21 protein-coding genes are annotated in these 22087 nt (G+C 55.6%); 16 read left to right on the forward strand and 5 right to left on the reverse strand.

The genetic code is table 11. The annotated features are described in order from the left end of the window. Positions 1–11: 11 nt before the first annotated feature. Positions 12–914: an NAD-dependent protein deacetylase gene (locus BUA49_RS07390; RefSeq protein WP_072796536.1), complete on the forward strand. Its 903-nt coding sequence runs from the start codon at positions 12–14 to the stop codon at positions 912–914. Here BUA49_RS07390 and BUA49_RS07395 read toward each other — a convergent pair. From BUA49_RS07395 to BUA49_RS07405, 3 genes are all read right to left on the reverse strand, one after another. After that, the gene (locus tag BUA49_RS07395) at positions 905–1966 is read right to left on the reverse strand and encodes a sodium:calcium antiporter (RefSeq protein WP_228704424.1); all 1062 of its coding nucleotides are present in this window, start codon (positions 1964–1966) and stop codon (positions 905–907) included. The genes BUA49_RS07390 and BUA49_RS07395 overlap by 10 nt on opposite strands. Positions 1967–2195: 229 nt before the next feature. Next, a complete protein-coding gene (locus BUA49_RS07400; RefSeq protein WP_072796537.1) occupies positions 2196–3605 on the reverse strand; it encodes a sodium-dependent transporter in 1410 nt (469 codons plus the stop codon). An 85-nt stretch (positions 3606–3690) separates the two neighbouring features. After that, a complete protein-coding gene (locus BUA49_RS07405; protein ID WP_072796538.1) occupies positions 3691–4791 on the reverse strand; it encodes a Leu/Phe/Val dehydrogenase in 1101 nt (366 codons plus the stop codon). 420 nt (positions 4792–5211) lie between these two features. On the opposite strand from BUA49_RS07405, the gene BUA49_RS07410 reads away from it, so the two are divergent. The 4 genes from BUA49_RS07410 to BUA49_RS07425 all read left to right on the forward strand — a co-directional run bounded on the left by BUA49_RS07410 (position 5212) and on the right by BUA49_RS07425 (position 7741). Then, complete coding sequence (locus BUA49_RS07410) at positions 5212–6282, forward strand: mechanosensitive ion channel family protein (RefSeq protein ID WP_072796539.1); 1071 nt, start codon at positions 5212–5214, stop codon at positions 6280–6282. A gap of 74 nt (positions 6283–6356) precedes the next feature. Further along, positions 6357–7091 carry an AzlC family ABC transporter permease gene (locus BUA49_RS07415; protein WP_072796540.1) on the forward strand — a complete coding sequence of 245 codons (735 nt, stop codon included), beginning with the start codon at positions 6357–6359 and terminating at the stop codon, positions 7089–7091. Next, the gene (locus BUA49_RS07420; protein WP_072796541.1) at positions 7088–7399 is read left to right on the forward strand and encodes an AzlD family protein; all 312 of its coding nucleotides are present in this window, start codon (positions 7088–7090) and stop codon (positions 7397–7399) included. Before BUA49_RS07415 ends, BUA49_RS07420 begins: the two co-directional genes overlap by 4 nt. Before the next feature lie 126 nt (positions 7400–7525). Next, positions 7526–7741 (forward strand): dodecin, encoded by a 216-nt coding sequence (locus BUA49_RS07425; protein WP_072796542.1) that lies wholly within the window; start codon positions 7526–7528, stop codon positions 7739–7741. A gap of 39 nt (positions 7742–7780) precedes the next feature. On the opposite strand, the gene BUA49_RS07430 is transcribed toward BUA49_RS07425, so the two are convergent. After that, positions 7781–8947 carry a GNAT family N-acetyltransferase gene (locus BUA49_RS07430; RefSeq protein WP_072796543.1) on the reverse strand — a complete coding sequence of 389 codons (1167 nt, stop codon included), beginning with the start codon at positions 8945–8947 and terminating at the stop codon, positions 7781–7783. 57 nt (positions 8948–9004) lie between these two features. Further along, a complete protein-coding gene (locus BUA49_RS07435) occupies positions 9005–9367 on the reverse strand; it encodes a hypothetical protein (RefSeq protein ID WP_072796544.1) in 363 nt (120 codons plus the stop codon). A gap of 206 nt (positions 9368–9573) precedes the next feature. Between BUA49_RS07435 and BUA49_RS07440 the strand changes: the two genes are divergently transcribed. The 11 genes from BUA49_RS07440 (at position 9574) to BUA49_RS07490 (ending at position 22079) form a co-directional block, all read left to right on the forward strand. Next, positions 9574–10260, forward strand: coding sequence for a response regulator transcription factor (locus BUA49_RS07440; RefSeq protein WP_072796545.1), 687 nt, complete (start codon positions 9574–9576; stop codon positions 10258–10260). Continuing rightward, positions 10257–11573, forward strand: a complete 1317-nt coding sequence (locus BUA49_RS07445; protein WP_072796546.1) for a sensor histidine kinase — start codon at positions 10257–10259, stop codon at positions 11571–11573. Before BUA49_RS07440 ends, BUA49_RS07445 begins: the two co-directional genes overlap by 4 nt. A gap of 20 nt (positions 11574–11593) precedes the next feature. Continuing rightward, on the forward strand, positions 11594–12199 hold the full coding sequence (locus tag BUA49_RS07450; RefSeq protein ID WP_072796547.1) for a YigZ family protein: 606 nt from the start codon (positions 11594–11596) through the stop codon (positions 12197–12199). A 76-nt stretch (positions 12200–12275) separates the two neighbouring features. Then, on the forward strand, positions 12276–12806 hold the full coding sequence (locus tag BUA49_RS07455) for a DUF4136 domain-containing protein (protein WP_072796548.1): 531 nt from the start codon (positions 12276–12278) through the stop codon (positions 12804–12806). A 93-nt stretch (positions 12807–12899) separates the two neighbouring features. After that, positions 12900–13256 carry a translation initiation factor Sui1 gene (locus BUA49_RS07460; protein WP_072796549.1) on the forward strand — a complete coding sequence of 119 codons (357 nt, stop codon included), beginning with the start codon at positions 12900–12902 and terminating at the stop codon, positions 13254–13256. A 143-nt stretch (positions 13257–13399) separates the two neighbouring features. After that, positions 13400–14653, forward strand: a complete 1254-nt coding sequence (locus BUA49_RS07465) for a D-amino acid dehydrogenase (RefSeq protein WP_072796550.1) — start codon at positions 13400–13402, stop codon at positions 14651–14653. 244 nt (positions 14654–14897) lie between these two features. Next, on the forward strand, positions 14898–16094 hold the full coding sequence (locus BUA49_RS07470; protein WP_072796551.1) for a CaiB/BaiF CoA transferase family protein: 1197 nt from the start codon (positions 14898–14900) through the stop codon (positions 16092–16094). A gap of 14 nt (positions 16095–16108) precedes the next feature. Beyond that, complete coding sequence (locus tag BUA49_RS07475; RefSeq protein WP_072796552.1) at positions 16109–17035, forward strand: hydroxymethylglutaryl-CoA lyase; 927 nt, start codon at positions 16109–16111, stop codon at positions 17033–17035. Continuing rightward, positions 17025–18014 (forward strand): WD40/YVTN/BNR-like repeat-containing protein, encoded by a 990-nt coding sequence (locus BUA49_RS07480; RefSeq protein WP_072796553.1) that lies wholly within the window; start codon positions 17025–17027, stop codon positions 18012–18014. Before BUA49_RS07475 ends, BUA49_RS07480 begins: the two co-directional genes overlap by 11 nt. A 2-nt stretch (positions 18015–18016) precedes the next feature. Next, positions 18017–20407: an efflux RND transporter permease subunit gene (locus tag BUA49_RS07485; RefSeq protein WP_072796554.1), complete on the forward strand. Its 2391-nt coding sequence runs from the start codon at positions 18017–18019 to the stop codon at positions 20405–20407. 13 nt (positions 20408–20420) lie between these two features. Continuing rightward, positions 20421–22079, forward strand: a complete 1659-nt coding sequence (locus BUA49_RS07490) for a DUF1302 family protein (RefSeq protein ID WP_228704425.1) — start codon at positions 20421–20423, stop codon at positions 22077–22079. The last annotated feature ends 8 nt before the right edge of the window (positions 22080–22087 follow it).

Genomic DNA, 22087 nt, shown 5'->3' on the forward strand with positions numbered 1-22087 from the left:
CCGGAGTTTGTATGTCAGTGACGACCCATCGTACTCGTCCTTTTAGTGCGAACCAGCGCCTCCCGGAACTGGATGGGCCATCGGTTCTGCATAAACCGGAGCAGGCCGGTGAGCTGCTGGCGGATTTTATTCATCGCTATCCCAAACTCCTGATTTTGACCGGCGCTGGTGTCAGCACGGATTCCGGTATTCCGGATTACCGCGATGGCGAAGGCGCCTGGAAGCGCAAACAGCCGGTTCAGCATCGGGAGTTCATGGAGAACTTTGAAACCCGTCAGCGTTACTGGGGGCGCAGCCTGATTGGCTGGCCTGTGATGCGCAATGCCACGCCAAACCCCTCCCATTACTACATTGCCGATCTTGAGCTGCGCAATCACTCCAGCCTGGTGGTTACCCAGAATGTGGACCGCCTGCATCAGAAAGCCGGTACTCACGGCGTGAGCGACCTGCATGGCCGCGCGGATGAAGTGCTGTGTATGAGCTGTGGCTATCGATGCCCCCGGGATAATGTGCACGAGCGCTGTGCCGATCTGAACCCGGATTTCAGACAGTACAAAGCGGATATCGCGCCGGATGGGGATGCGTATCTCGACGTGGATTTCTCCGGGTTTCGGCTGGCAGACTGCCCCCAATGCAGCGGTATCCTGAAACCGGATGTGGTGTTTTTCGGGGATTTTGTGCCTAAGCAGCGTGTGAATTCAGCTCTGGATGCACTCAAAGCCAGTGATGGTTTGTTGGTGATTGGGTCGTCGCTGATGGTTTACTCGGGCTTCCGCTTCTGCCGGTATGCCAAAGAGTTCGGTAAGCCTATTGCCACCCTTAATCTGGGCCGGACCCGTGCGGAGGAGCTGGCGGATCTGAAGCTGAACGCGAGAATCGGGGAGACCCTGAAGGTCTCCCTCGATCAGTTATAGGCAGGGGGTGCTTGGACACCGCCAAGCATTAATACAACCCCGAAAACATACAGCACCATGATGACTGCGCTTTCCATACCAATTTTCCCGATTCCGTGGCGTTCTCGACGGATCAGCCCCATCATCAGCACGCCCGACATCAGCAATGTGAGAGCCGCCCAGAATTTTGAATCCTCGGGCATCGCGTGGTAGATCGATCCGTCCCGATAGGCAATATCCGACGCGGCAGTGAACAGAGTGTCAAAGGCATTGCCGCCAATGATCCCGCCCACCGCCAGAGTGAGTGCCCCACGGCGAACCGCAGCAACCGACGTCACCAGTTCGGGAATCGAGGTGCTGACGGCCGTGAGCAGCACACCGACCACTGTCTGTGTCAGATTCGTTCTGTTGGCAATCACCGTGGCCGCCGGCTCCAGCACCCATCCTGCGATACCCAGAACGGCCATCAACACCAGAAACTCGACGCACAGGCGAGACATGGGGGGCATTGCCGTCACGTCATCGGGCTTGTCTTCACGGGTTTCCCCGGTGGCGGATGGCAGCCACATGGGCGATTCTGATGCTGTACGCACCAGATAAATGCCGTAGAAATAGACCGCAAACAGTACCGGCGTTACCGGGTGAACCCCGCCAACGGTAACATCTGGCAGGTATGGCGCGAACAGGATCAGTGCCAGTAGACAGATTAGCAACCCGTTCTGCATCATGTTGGGAACCGACGCCGCGGCATGTTCCAGGTTGGCCCGACGATAGACCATGTCGGCAACCGCCAGGAAAAACGTCTGCACGGCAATACCCCCCAGCGCATTGCTGACCGCCAGTTCGGCATTGCCATTCCATGCTGCGGTGACTGAGAGAACCGAGCCGCCCACGGAAGTTGACGCGCCCAGCAGCACGGCACCCGCGGCCGCCTCGCCAATTCCGGTGCGGTCAGCCAGCTGGTCGACCACTCGGGTGATACGCGTTCCGGCAATCGCGATAATGGCTGCACACACCAAAAAAACCAGACCACCCTGCAGCAGGGTCCAGCTTTCCGTCGGTGGGATTGACACGTTAAATTAGCTCCTTGGCAGGTGAGTCTGAACAGACGATACACTCAATGGTATGTAATGATCACCGAACCGGCGACGAGCGTCCCATCCCAAACAGGATTATATCGTGTCCTGCGCGCTTGATGGCGCAGGACACGTTTTTCGATTTCAAGAATGGCAATGGCGATAGCTGCCAGCAGCACTCAGCTCATCCCGGTCCGTTTCAGCTTGGCTTCAGATTTGACGTGGCTCAAGATCCGATCAGGTTGTAGATAAAAACTGCCCCCACAGCCACCGGCGTGATGTAGCGCACGGTGATGTACCAGAGGCGGAACATGGGCTTTGAGAGCGCCAGTTCGTCCTCCATTGCCTGGCGTGACATCACCCAGCCGGCAAACACGGCAATCAGCAGTCCGCCAAGAGGCAACAGGATGTTGGCGGTAAAGAAGTCCAGCAGATCAAAGATGGTTTTGCCTTCAAGCATACTGATCGCCCCCAGTGGCGCAAAATCCGACCACAGGTTCAGGGAAAGGATCGATGTAATGCCCAGTGCCCAGCACACAAAGCCAGCACCCAATGTACTAGTCGTGCGGTTCATGCCTTTTTGCTCTTCCAGCCATTCCACGATGGGCTCCAACAGGGAAATGCCCGATGTCCAGGCGGCAAATATCAGCAACACAAAGAACAGGGTTCCGAACAGGCTGCCCATGGGCATCTGGGCGAATGCCAGCGGCAGGGTCTGAAAGATCAGGCCGGGGCCTGCTCCCGGCTCAAGGCCGTTCGCAAACACAATCGGGAAAATGGCCAGGCCCGCAAGCAGAGCCACCCCTGTATCGATTACGCACACGGCAATGGAGGTTTTGGCGATGGAAATATTTTTTGGCAAGTAGGAACCGTAAGCCATCATCACAGCCATGCCGAGGCTCAGGGTGAAGAAGGCGTGGCCCAATGCCACCAGAATGCCCGAGGTGGTGAGTTTGGAGAAGTCCGGCTGGAACAGGAAGGTCACGGCCCGACCGAACTCACCGGTGGTCATGGCGTAGCCGACCACCGTGAGCAGCAACAGGAACAATGCCGGCATGAGAATGCTGACCGCCCGCTCAAGCCCTGCACGAACGCCTTTTGCCACCACAAGCATAACCAGCGCCATAAACAGAGTGTGCCACATCAGCAGGGTGGCCGGATCAGCCAACAGGTCAGAGAAAATGGCACCAATGGCATCCGCAGACTGGCCGGCAAGCTGCCCGCTGCCCGCTTTGACCACATAGGATGCCGCCCAGCCACCAATCACTGAGTAGAACGACAGAATCAGGAAGCCGGCGATCACCCCGATTGCGCCGACGATAGGCCAGGCCGGGTTCAGCTTGTCATGCCTGGCAATTTCTCTGAGGCTGTTAACCGGGCTGCGGCCGCCACGGCGACCAATCAGCACTTCGGCCATCATGATGGGCAGGCCAATAGCCGCTATACACAAAAGATAAACCAGTACAAAGGCACCACCGCCATTTTCACCGGTGATGTAGGGGAACTTCCAGACATTACCCAGACCAACGGCAGAACCTGTGGCCGCAAGAATAAAAGCCAGGCGTGAGGACCAGAGCCCCCGTTTGGCGTTCGAGCCTTTCATTGCACCTGAAATAGGCGCGCTTGATTCAGACATGATTGTCTCCTGAGAGATACTTGTTTTTGTTTGTAAGAGCGGAAGCCGTGAATTGAGCACGGCCCCGTAAAGAAAATGCTATTAGTTATATCGCGCCAGAAAAGCGCTCGCGCGATGCCACAGCCACGCCGGAGTGTTTCCGGAAGCGTTCTTCGGCGATTGTGTTGGCGACCTCTCCGGTTGGTACGCAGCTGCGATCCGAGCGCATAAAGATCTCAGCCAGGGTTCGGCCGATGCCCTCCACATGGGCTCGCACTTTTTCCGGAGAAGCTCCGGTACGCTCGTAGAACACATCAATGATGCCGCCGGCGTTAATGGCAAAGTCCGGAGCATAGAGGATGCCCCGGTCCTTCAGCGCCCGATCGTGATCCGGGCGTTGTAAGAGGTTGTTAGCTGCGCCCGCAATGACCGTAGTTTTCAAGCGGGGGATGCTATCGTCGTTAAGCACGGCACCCATGGCGCAGGGTGCGATTACATCTACCGGCAGGAGCAGGATGTCCTCGGCGGATGCTGCATGAGCTCCCAGTTCATCCACCGCACGCTGCATGTTCTCCTGGTGAATGTCGTGCACCCAAAGTTCTGCGCCGGCTTCTGTCAGGTGGCGGGCCAGGCGGTAACCCACGTTACCAACACCCTGAATAGCAACTTTCAAACCGGTCAGGTCCTCGCGGCCAAGTTTGTGCTTTACCGCCGCTTTCAAACCAACAAATGTGCCATAGGCCGTCGTAGGGGAGGGGTCACCAGTGCTGGGCTGGCCGTCAAAAGCGGTGCGCTCGACAATGCCTGCAACGTGCTTCGTATGTTGCCCCATTATCTTCAGATCCGGCACGCTGGTTCCGGAGTCTTCGGCGGCAATATACTGGCCGCCAAGCCCCTCCAGATGCCTGCCCATGGCTTCCAGCAAGGCGTCGCTTTTGTGCGTGCGCGGGTTGCCGATTATGACCGATTTGCCGCCGCCCAGATCAAGGTTGGCAAGCGCGGATTTGTACGTCATGCCACGAGACAGACGCAACACATCGCGCAAGGCTTCTTCATCGCTGGCATAGGGGAACATCCTGCAACCGCCCAGAGCCGGCCCGCGGGAGGTGTTATGGATGGCCACAATGGCTTTGAGCCCGGTTTCTGGGTCGCAGAAAAAGGACAGGTGTTCGTGGTTATCAAATTCGGGATGGCTGAATACGTTCATGGCGGCTTACCTCTCTTCCCTGGCCCTGACGGGCGTTAACCTGCGGAAATGAAAGGCGAGGGTCTTAGCAGAGGGGCGCGACTGTGCACGGCACAAGACGTCCCGGGGACGTGCTGGTATAGGCATTTTGAAATCCTCTCCACCTGGCCGGATCTCGGCGGCAGTGGCGGTGTTGTTTTTGTCGTCCGGCTTGTGGCCGGCGTTTGATTTCAGGTGCCCGGATCTCCCGAAGGGGATTGCCCTTGTGGGGCCGGACTGAAAGTAAACTAATCGCTCTAAGCGGAGAGGTCAATTGTAGATGTGGTGTCTGGATGGGCACTGACGATTCCAAAAAGTCGGGGCAGGCTTACTTTCTTTTGCCACAACCCGCGGTCATGCGCTAGTTTGAGGGCTTAAGAGTCATTGTCCCGGGAGTAAAGGATGCTGGAGTCTATCAAGGCCGGTCTCACCGCATGGCTGTTGCCGGGAGCGTCCGCGTTACTGGCGCTGGTGGCAACCTACGCCGCCTATCGCATTGCGTTGGCACTGACACGCCGGTTTACCCGCTCCAAGGCCGTTCCCCGTATCTTTCTTGACGCAGCGGCCCGCGCCCTGGGCGTCGTTTTGTGTCTGCTGGTGCTGAACGGGGTCCTGGAAGCCGCACCCGAAGGCCTTCCCCTGCTTGCAGAGCTGCAGCATTTCGCCACGCTGCTGCTGATCTTGTCGATGACCTGGGCGGCGGTGCGCTGCACCTCGGCCATCGGTGATGTGATTGTCACGCTCAACCCGGTGCTTGAGGGTCAATGGAAACGTGCCCGTAAAGTCGAAACACAGACCCGTTTTCTGGTTCGCGGCCTTAATATCCTGATTGTGATCATAGGGCTGGGGGCAGCCCTGATGACCTTTGACGGCGTACGCCACGTTGGCGGCAGTTTGCTGGCCTCCGCGGGTATTGGTGGCATTGTTTTGGGCTTCGCGGCCCGTCCCGTGCTGGGTAACCTGCTGGCGGGCATGCAGATTGCGCTGACCCAGCCGTTCCGCATTGACGATGTACTCCATGTTCAGGGTGAGTGGTGCTGGGTCGAGGAAGTGACCGCGACCTACGTGGTGTTGCGGGTCTGGGATCTGCGCCGGCTGATCGTGCCATTGCAATGGTTTATCGAGAACCCGTTTCAGAACTGGTCGCGCAATACCGCCGACCTGATGGGCACGGTTTTTCTCTGGCTCGATTACGCCATGCCGGTGCAGCCGTTGCGCGAGGAGTTTGCACGCCTGCTCAGACAATCGCCTCAGTGGGACGGAAAAATAGAGACGGTGCAGGTAACCGACTCCAGCGATCGGGCTTTGCAGATACGTTTTCTGATGAGCGCCTCGAATTCCAGTCAGACCTGGGATCTGCGTTGCGCAGTGCGGGAGGGATTGGTGGCCTTTGTCCAGAACCACTATCCGCAATACCTGCCAAGGGTTCGGGCCCGGCTGGTGGATAGCTCCGATATGGCTCCCGAGCAGTAGATTGGGCAGGCTATTTTCCACGTATGCGGAAAGTACCTATACGCGTTTCCGCAAAACTTCCTTAGCTTGCGTAGATGAAAAATACGCCATACTCCTATCAGTTCCAGCCCGCGAAGGTTCGCTCCGAACTTATCCGGATGTTCCCTATTTCACTCTTTGTGGTGGCGTTCGGCGCTGCATTTGGCTTGGCGGCGGTGCAGAAAGGTCTGGCTCCGCTAGAGTCGCTGCTGATGAGCACCCTGGTATTTGCCGGCGCCTCGCAGTTTGCTGCGATTGATATGTGGGGAGCTGAAGTCTCTGTTATCCCCGTTATGGTTGTGGTTTTTGCCATCAATTCCCGACACCTTTTGATGGGCGCTTCGCTTTATCCCATGCTGAAGGATGTGTCCCCGGCTAAACGCTATGGCCTTATTTTGCTTCTGACAGATGCCAACTGGGCCATATCTGCCCAAGAGTATCAAAGTGGCAGACGGAACCTGGAGGTGATTCTGGGCGGTGGCCTGGCGCTCTGGTTGGCGTGGATTGTCGGCACCTGGCTGGGCGTGTATTTTGGCGGGCTTTTGCAGAACCCTAAAAGCCTTGGAATGGACATGGTTCTGGGCTGTTTTTTGCTGGCCATGGCACTGGGCGGAAAGAAGAACCCACGGGTGCTGGTTGCCTGGTCTCTGGCAGCTGTTGCGTCGCTGGCGGCATGGAAGTGGCTGCCCGCCAATACGCATGTGGTCGCCGGAGCCCTTGCTGGTGGTTTAGTCGGCTTCTTCTGGCTTGAAAAGAAGCCGGCTGATAAGGATGTGGAGGAACCGGCATGACCATTGAAACCAACACGACAGGCGTTCTGGCATTAATACTGATCATGATGCTGGTTACCCTGGTCACCCGGTTCGGCGGCGTGTTTGTTATGTCCTATGTGCGGATAAGTCCTCGCATTGAGAGTTTTATCAATGCCATGGCCAGCTCCGTGCTGATCGCCATCATTGTGCCTATGGCGTTTGGTGGTGATGCAGGCGCGCTTGCGGCCCTGTCAGTTACCGCCGTTGTCATGCTCATTATCAAGAAGCCACTGCCAGCGATTGCAGCTGGTATCCTAGCGGCCGCGCTTGTTCGGTATCTCATTTAGGTAATGAGCAGATAGCTTGGAAATCGGTAGCGTGCTTCTCCCTAAGCTTGCAAGGTTGTGATTTGCCGGGCAGCGGCTTGTCTTATAGGCTTTTGGAGAAAGCCACTGAGTCCAAGGAGCTTTGGTATGTCCGATAACCACGTGTACAAGAAAGTTGAAATTGTAGGTTCGTCAGAGAAAAGCATTGAGGGCGCGATCGAAAATGCCCTCGCGGAATCGGCGAAGAGCATTCGCAATATGGAGTGGTTCGAGGTAACGGAAACCCGTGGACACATTGTTGATGGCAAGGTTGGCCACTATCAGGTGTCGCTGAAAATAGGTTTCCGGATCAAGGAAAGCTGATATGAATGCGGAGCCTGCAACGCCCGGAGGGTGACCCCATCAGGCTCCGTCGTTCTGCCGGAACGGGAGCGCCGTTTTGGCGTCCTCGTAGTAACCCATAACCTGTTCCGCTTCTTCCCATGTAAACGCTTCAATAGCCTCATGAAAGGCAGGGTGGGCGATCCCATGCCATGAATGCGTGAGCACAGGCTCGAAGCCGCGCACCAGTTTGTGTTCCCCCTGTGCGCCTGCGTCGAACGTTTGGAGGCCCAGTTCAATGGCCAATTCAATGCCCTGGTAGTAACAGGTTTCAAAGTGCAGGTGGTTGTACTCCTCAAGGCAGCCCCAGTAGCGGCCGTAGAGTGTGTTCTGCCCACTCAGAAACAGAGCCCCCGCAATCATCTCTCCATCCTTTACGGCCATTATCACGTGCAGGTGCTCCGGCATTTTCTCCCGCATCTGTTCAAAGAACTGCTGGGTCAGATAAGGCCGCTGCCCGCGTTTCAGGTAAGTTGCTTGATAGAATACATAGAAAGCAGCAAGAACATGGTCGGGGATGTCTCGTCCCTGAAACTGGGTGAACGTAATATCCTGCTCTGCGACCTGCCGGCGTTCCTTGCGTATGGATTTGCGCTTGCGGGACGTGAGTTGGCCAAGAAAATCGTCGAAGCATCCATAGCCGCGATTGTGCCAGTGGAACTGGCAGCCAATGCGGTGCAGCTGTTCTTCATGCTGTAGCAGTTGCTGATCATCTGCATTCGGAAACAGAAGGTGCCACGAGTGAGCGCCAAGGTCGGCGATGAGGGTGTCCAGAAGATTGTGAATCCGATGGGCATCGAGAGCACTGCGCAGTTGTGGATCAAGCAGCAGCCTCGGCCCTTGGGAAGGTGTAAAAGGGACGGCTATCAGGAGTTTGGGGTAATAATCCAGCCCATAACGGCGGTAAGCATCCGCCCAGGCCCAGTCAAATACATACTCGCCCATGGAGTGGGACTTGAGGTAGGCGGGTGCAACCCCGGCAATGTCGCCTTCCAGACGGAATACAAGATGGCAGGGCTTCCAGCCGGTTTCCTCAGTGGTACAGCGGGACGTTTCCAGCGCCTCGAAAAACTCGTATCGAAGAAACGGATTGTCGGTGCCTGCCAGCCTTTCCCATGTTTCCCGGGGGATGTCGGAAAGGGAATGGCAGGCCTCGATCGTTATAGATGATACTGCGGGTTCTGACATGGCTGGGGCGGACTCCTTGATCGCTCCCAATACCTTACGTCAAAACCCGGCTTGTGATCACTCCTTAGACTGGTCGCAGCGTTTTTCCATCTCTTCCATCATTTTTTCCATGCGCTTTTCGTGCTGTTGACGCCTTTCTTCGTGAATCTCGTTCCAGATTCCACGCTGCTCGTCGTTCAGCTTCAGGCGCTCCGCCATAGCTTCGCGCTTCTCGGCCATTTTTTCCTGCCGTTCTTCTTTGTTGAAAGGGCCTTTACCCTCGCGCATGTTTTCGCACATTTCAGTTTTGTCGTGGTGCTTGCCACGGTAGCTGTCACCATCATGTTCCGAGTGGTTACCTGCCATCAGCATCGGACTGGCGGCAAGCAATGTGGTCGCCAGAAGGCCGGCAGCAATGGTAGATGTTTTACGTTTAGTCATGATATTTCCTCGCATTATTAGCCGCGTTGCGGCAGAAGCATGATTCACCGCTATGGTACTGCGGGTCTTGGTAAACGAGCGTCAGCGGCATGTAAAGGTTCTGCAAAGGAATGCAGGCCAGAGTCAGCAGGTTCCGGGGCCCGTGTTAGACTTCGGTCAACACATCTTGTGTATATTGATCGGGTAAACCTGGGTAGAGACAAACGATGCAGAACAGAGTCCTGCTGGTAGAAGATGACGACGAGCTTCGTGAACTGCTTGCCCGCTACTTGAGCGGCCAGGGGTTCACTGTGCGCGAAGCCGCCAATGGAAGGGACGGGCTGGCACTGGCGCTCGGGCAACATTGCGATATTGTTGTGCTGGACATAATGCTGCCGGATATTAACGGGCTGGAGGTGCTGCGTGAATTACGTTCTGAAACGCATCTGCCGGTGGTATTGCTGACCGCCCGGGGAGATGAAACGGATCGCATAGTAGGATTTGAGGTAGGTGCGGATGACTATATTCCCAAGCCCTGCAACCCCCGTGAGCTGGTTGCCCGGCTTCAGGCGATTCTGCGTCGGGTTGCCTGGGATCAGAAGGCTGAAGTGAAGGCGGAGCGGCACTATGGGGATTTGCGCTTAGAGCCTGATCACCGCCGCATATACCAGCACAACGAGCCTTTGGAATTGACGGCGACAGAGTACGAAATTCTGCAGGTGTTGCTGGCTCATGCCGGTAGCGTAGTGCGCAAGACAGACCTGATGCAATGGGCTCTGGGGCGCCGCCTCGAGGCCTTCGACCGGACACTGGATATGCACATCAGTAATCTTCGTAAAAAACTGGGCAATGATGATCCGCCCCGGATCGAGACAGTGCGCGGTCTTGGGTACAGTTACCGGGTGCCGGTATGAAACGCCGGCTGATGGTGCCGCTGTTCTGGCGTATCTTCCTGTTGATCTGGCTGGCCATGGCCATAACGGTGGTTGTGAGTAACCTGGCCTCGCGGGTATTACTGGATCGCGAGCGCGCTGCCATTGAGCGCCAGCTTGAGCTGCGGGATCTTGGGTTTGAGGTGTCAGCCATCCGTGATAGCCGTGGGCGCAGGGATGCCCACAGATTTCTCCGGGCGCAGGGGGAAGAGCTGGGCCTGCACCTGATGATGATCAGTGCTGATGATGACAAACGCTTACCGTCGGCCATTCGGTCACGGATTGAATCCGGATGGTATCGGCAAAAGCCCGCGATTGTAGATGTCGGTGATGGGTATCGATTGGTTGCGTGGCCGAAAATGGACGGTGAGGGCTGGCTGGAACCCCGGGTTTTCCGATTTATGGAAATGGGGTTGGCGTTTGTTCTGATCACCTTGGCTTGTTGGTTGATTGCGCGCTTTGTATCGCGGCCCATGAAGCATATGGAATCCACCGCACAGGCTATCGCCGGGGGTAATACAGAGTTGCGAGTCAATGAGCGTATAGCGGCGCGCAGAGATGAGGTGGGGCAACTGGCGACGGCGTTTAATGCGATGACGGATCAGCTTTGCACCCTGCTGGGCCGGCAGAAACACCTGCTACGGGACATTTCCCATGATTTGCGAACCCCGCTGGCGCGTCAGCGCGTTGCCATTGAACTGGCCAGTGAAGGCGGCGTGGAAGGTGAACTGATGGCCAGTATTCTGCGCCAGAACGAGCGTCTTGATACCATGACCGGGCAGATACTGACTTTGTATCGGGTTACCGAGCAGGGTGGAGATATTGCGCGGGAGCCTGTGCGGCCCGTGGATCTTCTGAGTCAGGTGTTACGGGACTCGGCAGACTACGCAGAGCATCATGGGGTGGATTGCAAGTTGGTTTCAATGCCTGAAAGCACCGGTGTGTCCGTGCTTGGGGATGCAGGCCTGTTGCAGCGGGCCTTTGACAATATCCTGCAGAATGCTCTGGACCATACCCCGCCGGGCAAGGTGGTTCATGTCGCGCTGACGTTGTCTGCAGGTTGGATAAGCCTGACGATCGAGGATGAGGGGCCAGGGGTCGCAGATGAAATCCTGGAACATCTCTTCGAGCCATTTTTCCGGGCTGACAAATCCCGTGGCGGCAAAGGCTGGGGGCTTGGTTTGGCAATCGCCAAGGATATTCTGCAGGCCCATGATGGGGATATCGCGGCAACTAACAGCGCGCGCGGTGGTTTGCAGGTTGTGGCCCGGCTACCGGTGTTTGCTGTTGATTGATCATAACCACGGGCTAATTTATGAAAAAAGATTATCCGGTACCTGCCAGCTTCCTTGAGCGCGAAACAGAAGTGAAGAAAAGCCGCTTTATTGCCCGGGTTGCGCCTGTGGGTTCCCGGGATGAGGTGAAAGACTGGCTGGAAAAGGCGCATCAGGATCATCCAGATGCGCGCCATATTTGCTGGGCCTACCAGGTCGGACGCCCTGGCTCCGCAGCAGAAGCCGCTATGAACGATGATGGCGAGCCTTCAGGTACCGCAGGCAAACCGATTCTCAGCGTGATTCAGCACAAGGATATGGGCGATGTCCTCGTGATGGTGATTCGCTATTTTGGCGGCATCAAACTTGGCGCCGGAGGCCTTGTAAGAGCCTACGCCGGCGCCGCTGAGAGCGTGCTTTCAGAAGTGGGCAGGGTCGTCCACAAACCGCTCAGTGCAGCAAACATAACAATGGGGTTTGCCGATGAGCAGCCACTGCGGCATTGGTGCGATATGAATGCGGCCGAGCTGGATTCCGTTACCTACGGCGCTTCGGTCGCCGCGCGCGTTCTCGTTCCGGAAGATCAGGCGGAAGTGTTCTCCGCCTTTTGTGACGCTCACAAACTGGATTACAGTTTTGAAACATGATTGGGCAAAATCGCATCGGATAAGTGTCTTGTGCGTATACTTGATACCAAGACTCTAAGAAACCAAGGAGTAGACAATGGCTCGTATTCTGATGGCAGCGCTGGTAGCACTGGCAATGACCGGGTGCGCCAGTAACGTGGTGACTGATTACAACTCAGCCGTCGTTTTCGGCGACTATTCATCCTGGGCCTTCGCGCCCGGTGCCGGCAATTCCTCGTTCGTTTCTCTGGATGGAAATCGTGTGCAGAACGCGGTTGAGCGGGAGCTCAACAGTAAGTCTTTACGCAAGGTGGCAGAGCCGGAAGCCGACCTTCTGGTGAGCTGGCAAATTGTGGAAGAGGACCGCCTTCAGCAGTCTGGTGTCGGGCTTGGCTTTGGTTTTGGTACGGGCAATTTTGGCTGGGGGCTTTCTGCACCGCCTCCCGTGCGCGAAGTCAAAGAAGGAAAGCTTGTGGTTGAGCTGGTAGACAAGAGCACTGAAGAAGTTGTCTGGCGTGCTGCCAGCCGTCGCTATCTTAATGAAAACCAGTCCCCGGAAACCCGCCGTAAGCTGGTTGACGAGGTGGTCGCCGAGATGTTCACCAAGTATCCTCCCGGTATGGACTGAAAAGCAGCAGGTTTTATTGCAGGGTGAAGGCTTTTAAAAAGCTGAAGGCTCTTTTGGGTCATAAACTCCAGGAGCCTTAGATACGGGGGATAAATGGCGAATCGATCTACAGGCGGGCTGGTGTTTTCAACCGAGCAAGGGCGAATGTGTCCCGAATGTCGCAACCCTGTTTCAGACTGCACCTGCCGCCAGCCTCAACGCCCGGAAGGTGACGGTATCGTTAGGGTCAGTCGCGAGACCAAGGGGCGCAAGGGAAAGGGTGTAACGCTGATTACCGGTATCCCCATGGACGAGAAGGAACTCAAAGCCTACGCCAAAGTGCTCAAAGCCAAATGCGGCACTGGCGGCACGGTGAAGGAGGGCGTTGTTGAAATCCAGGGAGATCAACGTGACGTACTTATTCCTCTTCTGGAACAAAAGGGTTGGGTTGTAACACGCTCCGGTGGCTGATGACATAAGTCACAAGTACTGAAGCCTCACGCTCCAATCAAGACTCCCGAAGAACTATTTCTTTTTCTGAATACTGACCAGAGCCCTGCTGGAACTCCCGAATCATCTTCAGCAGTGCGGGCTCTCATTGAAAAGAGGCAAGCATGCACGTACTGGTTTTGGGCGCAGGAGTTGTTGGTACAACCACCGCGTGGTTTTTGCAAAAGCAGGGCCATCAGGTAACGGTAATAGACCGACAGAGCCAGGCCGGCCTGGAAACCAGTTATGCAAATGGAGGTCAGATTTCGGTCTCGCACGCAGAGCCGTGGGCCAACCCTTCCGCGCCTCTGAAAGTTCTGAAATGGCTATTCCGGGCGGATGCGCCTCTGCTGTTCCGCCCTAAGCTGGACCCGGCGCAGTGGCGTTGGGCGCTGTCTTTTTTGGGCCAGTGCACCTCGGCCAAGGCCGCCCATAACATCCGTCAGATGGTTAATCTCGGCACTTACAGTCGCAGCCAGTTACAGGCTTTGCGCGAGGAAACCGGACTGGAATACGACCAGGTGGAAAAGGGCATTCTGCATTTTTACACCGACCCGGCGGAGTTCGACGCAGCGCTTGAGCCAACCCGGATCATGTGCGATCTCGGATGTGACCGCCAGGTAATAGATGCGAATAGAGCGGTAGAGTTGGAGCCTGCACTCAAGCATATCCAGTACAAAATAGCGGGCGCAACCTACACTTCTGAAGACGAATCTGGCGACGCCCACAAGTTTACGCAAGCGCTTGCCCAGAGGTGTCAGGATGCCGGTGTGGAGTTCTGTTATGGCACCGATATTCTTGGTTTCGAACGAGCCGGTGAGCGTATTCTTGGAGTGCAGGTTCTGAGGGACGGCCACCATGAAACCATGCGGGCAGACGCCTATGTGCTCAGCCTCGGAAGCTTCAGTGCAGCACTTGCCCGACAACTCGGGCTATTTTTGAATATCTACCCGGCTAAAGGCTATTCGATCACTGTACCGGTGAAGAATGAAGAAGCGGCGTTCAATGTCAGCCTGACGGATGATGAGTATAAGCTGGTGTATTCACGGTTGGGCGATCGTATCCGTGTCGCAGGCACGGCCGAGCTGAGTGGTTACAGTCGTAACCTCAATTACACCCGCTGCCGCGCCATTGTGCGCAGAACCGCAGAAATAATGCCTGAGGCGGGTGACTGGGATCAGGCCGAGTTCTGGACAGGGCTGCGCCCCGCCACTCCCTCTAATGTCCCTTACGTGGGCAAGAGCCACTTTGCTAACCTTTATCTGAACACCGGGCACGGCACTTTAGGGTGGACTCACTCCTGTGGCTCCGCCGCAGCGCTGGCCGATATTGTTGATGGCCGAAAACCGGAAGTGGACTTTGCGTTTTCCGGATTGTAATACCTTTGCCAAAGAACAGAGTAATTTCATTGTGAAATTCAGTTATTTCATGGTGAAATGGCTTCCTGCATTTCGGGTTATACCTATCTCGGTTTCTACATATAATAAAGTCAATATTTTTCAGTTGATTGCAGGTGTTTTAGTCGTTTTTTTGTGAGTTGGCACCGCGCTTGCGTTGAATGATTTAAAAGCCCCGTTGCAAAGGGCAACAACAATTCATTCGACAACAGTGTGCTGACTGAACATGACCAAACCTCTGGAAGGCGTCCGGATTCTCGATCTGACGCATATGCTCTCTGGTCCGTATGCGGGAATGCTCCTTGCTGATATGGGGGCAGACACCATAAAGGTTGAGCCTCTCAAAGGGGAGGGTACCCGCGCTCTTCTTGCCAAAGATCCTAATAACTCTTACGACGGGCAGGGCGCCTATTTCATAACGCTCAACCGAAACAAGAAAAGCGTCTGTATCGATCTGAAAAGCGATAGTGGCCTCAGCACCTTCTACGATCTGGTGAAGGATGCAGACATCGTTCTGGATAACTTTTCCGCCGGTGTCCCCGCCAAACTTAAAATCGATCACAAACACCTGTCAGAAATAAATCCTCGCATCATAACCTGTTCCATTACTGGCTTCGGTCAGGATGGCCCCAACTTCAGCCGGCCGGCATTTGATCTGGTTGTGCAGGGTATTGGTGGTGGCATGTCCATTACTGGTCATGATTCTGAACATCCCGCACGTTCAGGTGTTCCCATTGGCGACCTTGGCGGGGGCATGTTTGCAGCGATGGGCATCCTTGCGGCGCTGCAGTCAAGGAACGCTAAAGGCTACGGCCAGCACGTGGATATCTCCATGCTGGATTGCCAGATCAGCATGCTGAACTACATGGCTACCATGCACTTCCTCAGCGGTGATAACCCGACGCCCATTGGTAACGGACATTTTGTTCATGTGCCCTACGACTCCTTCAGAACCAGTAATGGTTTTGTGATTATCGCGGTAATCTTCGACAGTTTCTGGGACAGCTTGGTCGAGTTGCTCGACATTGATGAGCTCCGGGACTCCAAATACAAAACCCAGCCTGGTCGCTTTGCCGACAAACACAAGATCAATGGAATCCTCACCGAACTGCTGCAAACTAACAGCACAGAACACTGGGTTGAGCAGCTCTCCAGCGCTCGTATTCCCTGCGGGCCGGTCAACAAGTTCTCGGATGCACTGACTGACCCACAAGTGCTGTTCCGGAAAATGGTGGTGGATATCCCTCAGTCGGACGGCGGTGTGGTCAAGGCGCCTGGTAACCCGATCAAACTTAGCGTGGACTCCTCGGATTCCTTCACCGCGCCACCCTTGTTGGGGCAGCACACGGAGGAAGTGCTCAGATCACTCGGTTACAGCGCTCAGCGCATAAGCGAGTTAAAGGCCAGTAAGGCCGTCGGGTAACGGGAGGAAGCAGCATGAAAATTCGTATCAATGAAGTGGGTCCCCGTGACGGGCTGCAGAGCCAGGGCAAGACGTTATCGGTGGAGAGCCGGCTGTCTCTGATCCAGGCGCTGGTGAAGGCTGGACTTAAAAGCGTCGAGGCAGGCAGCTTTGTGTCACCAAAAGCAGTTCCTCAAATGGCGGGTACGGATGATCTGTTTGCGCTGCTTCCAGAGCGAAACGCGGTGCGTTACGCCGGGCTTGTGCCGAATATGAAAGGCTATGAGCTTGCGGTTGCTGCCGGCGCAAATGTGGTGAATGTCGTTCTTTCTGTGACTGAAACCATGAACCAGAAAAACATCTGCATGTCGCTGCCACAGACCGTTGAGGTTTGCACGGCGATTATTGAGCGCGGCCGGCGCGAGGGCGTTGAGGTTCAGGCTTATCTGGCGGTGGCATTCGAGTGTCCGTTTGAGGGGTTGGTGGAGCCAGCGGTCGTTGCGCGGTTCGCCAAACTTGTGAAACAGGCCGGGGCAAGCAGGGTCATCATTGCCGACACCATTGGTGCCGCAAATCCGGAACATGTTCGCCGTCTGCTGGATGCGGTCATCAGCGAAGTGGGTTCCGACATTCTGTCCTGTCATTTCCACGATACGCGGGGTATGGCTTTAGCCAATATCACGGCTGCCGTGGATCGCGGTGTACGTGAGTTTGATTCATCCATTGGCGGTCTCGGTGGCTGTCCGTTTTCGCCGGGTGCCACCGGTAATGTGGCCACCGAAGATGTGGTGCTGTTGCTCAATAGTATGGGGTATGGCACTGGAATTAATCCCCTTGATCTCATCCCAGTTGTAAGCCTGGCCGAACAGTTAACCGGCGTGTCTTTGGGCGGGAAGAGTTTCCGCTGGCTCAGTCAGCAGTCATCAAAGGCTTCTGCCGCGGGGACTCCTCATGGTGGGTAAAGTTCTGGGTTTTGCAGCGCAAATAGCGCCCTGGGCGATCGTCGGTGGGCTGGCTTACGCAGCAGCGTTCATCAAGCCCGGTGTCGAGGCTTTGCCGTTACCGCAACCGCTTAACGAGCCTCGTGACCTGTTTTATGACGTGAGTGAATCCGCACCGGGCCAGTTCTGGTTTGCGGGTAATAACGGTCTGATCCTCGAGGGAGGACAGACGATAGAGCAATGGCAACGCCATATCATGTCGGAGCCCGTGAACCTTCAGGGTATCGCTGCTTCAACTGATGGAACGGTCCTGGCGGTTGGCAATGCCGGTTGGACGTTCAGGCATCACGGTAATGGAGAGTGGGCGCCGTATCACCTGCCGGTTTCCGACATTGCAGGCAAGTTGATCGAAGTTACCTGGCAGGACGGCTACTTCTGGGTGATCGGTGAGATGGGTGCGATTTTCCGTACTGATGCTGAAGTCACTCAATGGGAAGACCTCAGCATTGAAGGCGATGTGGCACTCAACGATATTGCCCGAACCCAAAATGGTGATCTCTGGATCACCGCCGAGTTTGGAACGCTCTATCGCTCTGTCGATCAGGGCGAGGGCTGGAAAAGTCAGGAACTAGGTTATGAAAGTCTCCGTTCCGTGGCATTTCATGGAACGGAAGGCGTCATCGTGGGTAATGGTGGGGTAATTTTCCGCACAGACGATTCCGGCTTGAACTGGGCCGAGGTTTCGTCACCAACATCAGAGCATCTTTATGATGTAATCAATGACGGAGAGCGATGGCTGGCTACCGGTAACAGCGGGGTTCTATTGAGCTCACAGGATGGCGAAAGCTGGAGCCTGCTATCCCCCGAAGGCTTCGCAGATGGCTATCACACGCGCTTACTGGCAACAGAAAACGGTGTTCTCGTTGCTGGCCAGTCAATCGGTTTGCTGTCTGGGGAGCGCTGGATGAGCTTGCCTGACTCGCTGGCGGGAGGGCGCTGATCATGATTAATCAGGTTGCACGGTCTTTATCTGAAGTCTCAATCCGTTATCGGGGTTGGGTCGCGGTTATCATTTTCCTCAGCACCGCGCTGATGGCTCTGAACCTGCTCAGAATCGATGTTCGTACTGTGTTCAGCGACATGATTCCGAGCGACCACGAATACGTGGATGTGCACGAGGCCTACAAGGAAACTTTTGGCGGCAGTAACAAGGTTTCTATTCTGGTTCAGGCCCGGGACGGGGATATTATGACCCTCCCGATACTCCAGGAAGTCCAGCGGGTAACCCGCGAACTGGCAAAAGTGAGTGGCGTAAACTCATTCCAGATTGTCTCCCTTGCATCTCGCAAACTCAAGTCTGTCCGTGCGTCTTCTATGGGTATTGAAAGCGTTCCGCTGATGTGGCCGGATGTGCCAGAGACTGAGGCGGGAATTGAGGATCTGAGGGAAGCAATTGTCAGTAACCCGCTGGTGTACGGGATCTACGTTGAGCCGGATCTCTCTTCAACGCTCATCCAGATGGACTTCTATGACCATCTGGTAGATTACAGCCGCATTTTTCCGCAGGTCCAGTCCATTCTGGATGCCTCACCGGTAGCGGATAAAGTGACGTACCATGTTGTAGGGGAACCAATCCTTTATGGCTGGGTGGACCATTTCCTCGACGAAACCGTCACGATCGCGCTGGTCTCCCTCGGAGCCATGTTGTTTGCGCTCTTCCTGCTCAACCGCACCTGGCGTGGCACGCTGCTCCCTCTACTCAGCGGCGTGGTCTCGGCGATCTGGGCACTGAGCATCGGCGTACTGCTCGGGTTCAATTTTGACCCACTGGTCATTGTTGTGGCGTTCATCATCACGGCGCGTTGTTTCAGTCATGCAGTTCAACTGATCACCCGATTTGATGATATTTGCGAGGGCGAGGGCATCTCACCCCGCAAGTCTGCTGAACAAACCATGAAGGAGCTATTCCGGCCCGGGCTGCTTGGGTTGGTTTCCGACGCCGGTGCAATCCTCTGTGTGCTGCTCACGCCCATCCCGCTGATCCAGAAAGTGTCCATTATCGGTGCAATCTGGGTTGTCACCATTGGTTTCTCGGCGGTGATCCTCACGCCGGTCATGCTGAGCTGGGTCAAGACTCCTCTGCGTAATGCACACCCGCTCAATCTGCGCTTTCTGCTGACGGCTGTTCTCACACTTGCGGTTCGGGTTGTGGAAACCCGAGCGCGCTTTTTCGTGATACCCGTGACTCTGCTGGTTGTTGGCCTGCTTGTCTTCAAGGCGACGGACTTGACGATCGGTGACGCCACCACCGGTTCGCCGGTGCTCTGGGAGGATTCCGCGTTTAACAGGGATAGCGCAAGGATCAACGCCAGTTATCCCGGCACTGAGCAGATGTTCATTGTGATTGAGTCTGAAGAGAACGATGCCCTCAAGCGCCCGGACGTGCTTGCCTGGATGCAGGGCTTTCAGCGTCGGATGGAGCGGCTTCCCCAAGTCGGTGGCAGTGTCTCCCTCGCCGATATCGTGCTGGATGTGCGCAGAAATCTCTATGAAGGCAATCCCCGCTACAGCGAGTTAGGCGCAACGCAACTCGAGAATGGCGAGCTGATCAGTTTTTACATGCAGGGTGCCGCACCCGACGACTTGGCACAGTTTGCAGACCCCTTGTTCCGCAACGGCTCAGTCATTCTGTTTTTCCGGGACCGTCAGGGTGAAACACTGCGCCAGGCGACCTATCAGATTCGGAGATACATTGATGAGAACCCTCTGGAGGGCGTGAAGGTTCGCTTGGCGGGAGGGTCTCTCGGCATTATCGCTGCCGTCAATGAAATCCTTCTGTCTGACCAGATTGAGGCGATTGCGCTTGCTCTGCTGGTGGTCATTCTCTCTTGTCTGGCCGTCTACCGATCCTCTGCCAGCGGCGTTTTCTTCATCGTCCCGGTGCTTATCTCCAACGTGGTGACCTTTGCCTTTATGGCGTGGCAGGGAATTGGCATGAGTATCAGCACTCTCCCGGTAGTTGCGCTCGGGATTGGACTGGGTGTCGATTATGCCTTTTATATCGTTGATTCTGTGAAGGAATATCTTGAGAGATATCCGGAGTCTGAGCCCATGGAGGCTATTCGGCAATCCCTGTTTTCTGCTGGCCGCGGTGTACTCCTCACATCGGTGACTCTCGCGGCCGGCGTTTTGTTCTGGTCTCTCTCTTCGCTGCGGTTCCAGGCGGAGATGGGGACATTGATTGGGCTCTGGTTGCTCGTGGCAGCGTTTACATCGCTGTTCGTTATGCCATCCCTGATCCGAGTGCTGAAGCCGAAGTTTATCTTTGGTGACAGCATCAAAAATGCTGAATCCGGTCAACAGACGGAGCGGCTGGCGCAATCCACTCAGTGACATGGGTACCAACATGAAAAGTGATAACAAAAATAGACATTTGGGCGGCTGGCCTTTGAAGCGAGGGCTTCTGGCAGCCGGAGTTATGGCAGCGACAGTCGGCACGCCCCAGGCGGTGTTTGCCGATGAGGGTGACTGGTTAACCCGGGACTGGGAAGTGAGCGGTTATCTCCGCCAGTACCTGTCCTGGAATCTTGAGAATCCGACGTTGATCGGGCCCGACGGGCAGCAGCGGGACGACTATCGATACGATCTGTCGATGGCCCGCTCAGTGGCGAAACTCGACCTTTACCGTGATTTCGGTAATTGGCGAATGAAAATGACCGGGCGGATTTCCCGTGAGTCGCCCACAGACTATGGCAAGGACTTGCAGGATGTGATGGATGAGTGGGCAGGCACCGGCGGTGCTTCCGGCTCTGCGGTGAATCTGCGCGACGACGTCTACGATGACGAAGAGCTGCGCGAGTTCTGGGTGCAGGGCAACCTTACCGATACAACCAGCATAAAGATTGGCCGACAGCAGGTAGTTTGGGGGGAGACCGATTTCTTCCAGCTGCTGGACGTTGTTCATGGTTATGATTTCCGCTGGCGTTCGTTCCTCGAGCCTGAAAACGAGGAACTGCGTAAACCGTTGAACATGATCAACCTGACACAGCAGTTTTACGATCTTGATGGCAGCCTTCAGGTGCTCTACATCCCGGGAAAACTCAACGACGGTAAAGACCGGGGCAATAATTATGATGTTGAAGGCGGCCGTTGGGCGAACAATCCCAATAAAGGCATAACCTTTGCCTCGGCACCTTTCGGCGCGAATGTGCGCTACAACTATGACCACCCGGATGCTGATATGGACGATGACTCCTTCGGCCTGCGGTGGAGTGGTCTGGCGGGTGACTGGGGTTATTCTCTGGGTTATTTCCACGGGCCTAACCCCAATCCGGTCGCTAATGCCAATCCGGCAACAAATCCGGGTCAGCCGCAGCTTCAGACGGGTCCTTATGAAGGAGTCTATGAGGGCGGCGCCACCGAGGCGGGTGAGTTTATATTCCCCTACATTGATGTATTTGGCGTAACTGCCAACAACTACTTTGCCGGCCCCGACCTGGTGTTCAGTGCCGAGCTGGCCTACATCCCTAACGCACCCTACAACGTGGGTATCCAAAGCATTGCGGAAGGCGCGGGCTGCGGATTCTTCCCTGGTTTCTGTGGCATAGAAGAAAAGAGCCTTTTCCGTTCAATGCTCCGCGTAGACAAGCAGCTTGATCTCCAGAGTGTTCTGGGTACGAGCCGTCCGTCTTTCTTCACCGTCCAACTGTTCAATAACTGGATAACGGATTTTGAAAAAGACGAGCAGCTTGTAAACCTTGCCGGCTTTGGCGGTGAGACCAAAGAGTTCAGCAGTATTCTTACGGCGGTTCTTGCGGCCAACTACGCCAATGACCAGATCAATCCATCTTTGGCACTGGGTTCTGACCTTACCTACGGCGGTGGCTTTGTCATTCCAGCGGTTGAGTTTGCTTACGGTAACCATTTGCGGGTGCGCCTTGAGGCGGACATTTTCTTCCATGAAAAGGATCAGGATCGCCCACTTCAGGGCTTTAACGATACCAACCTGTTCGGATACTTCTCCGGCAACGATCAGCTCGTCGCCCGCTTGACTTATCAGTTCTGAGGATTTGA

Origin of the sequence: Marinobacter antarcticus (assembly GCF_900142385.1) — a bacterium.
GTDB classification, from domain to species: Bacteria; Pseudomonadota; Gammaproteobacteria; order Pseudomonadales; family Oleiphilaceae; genus Marinobacter; species Marinobacter antarcticus.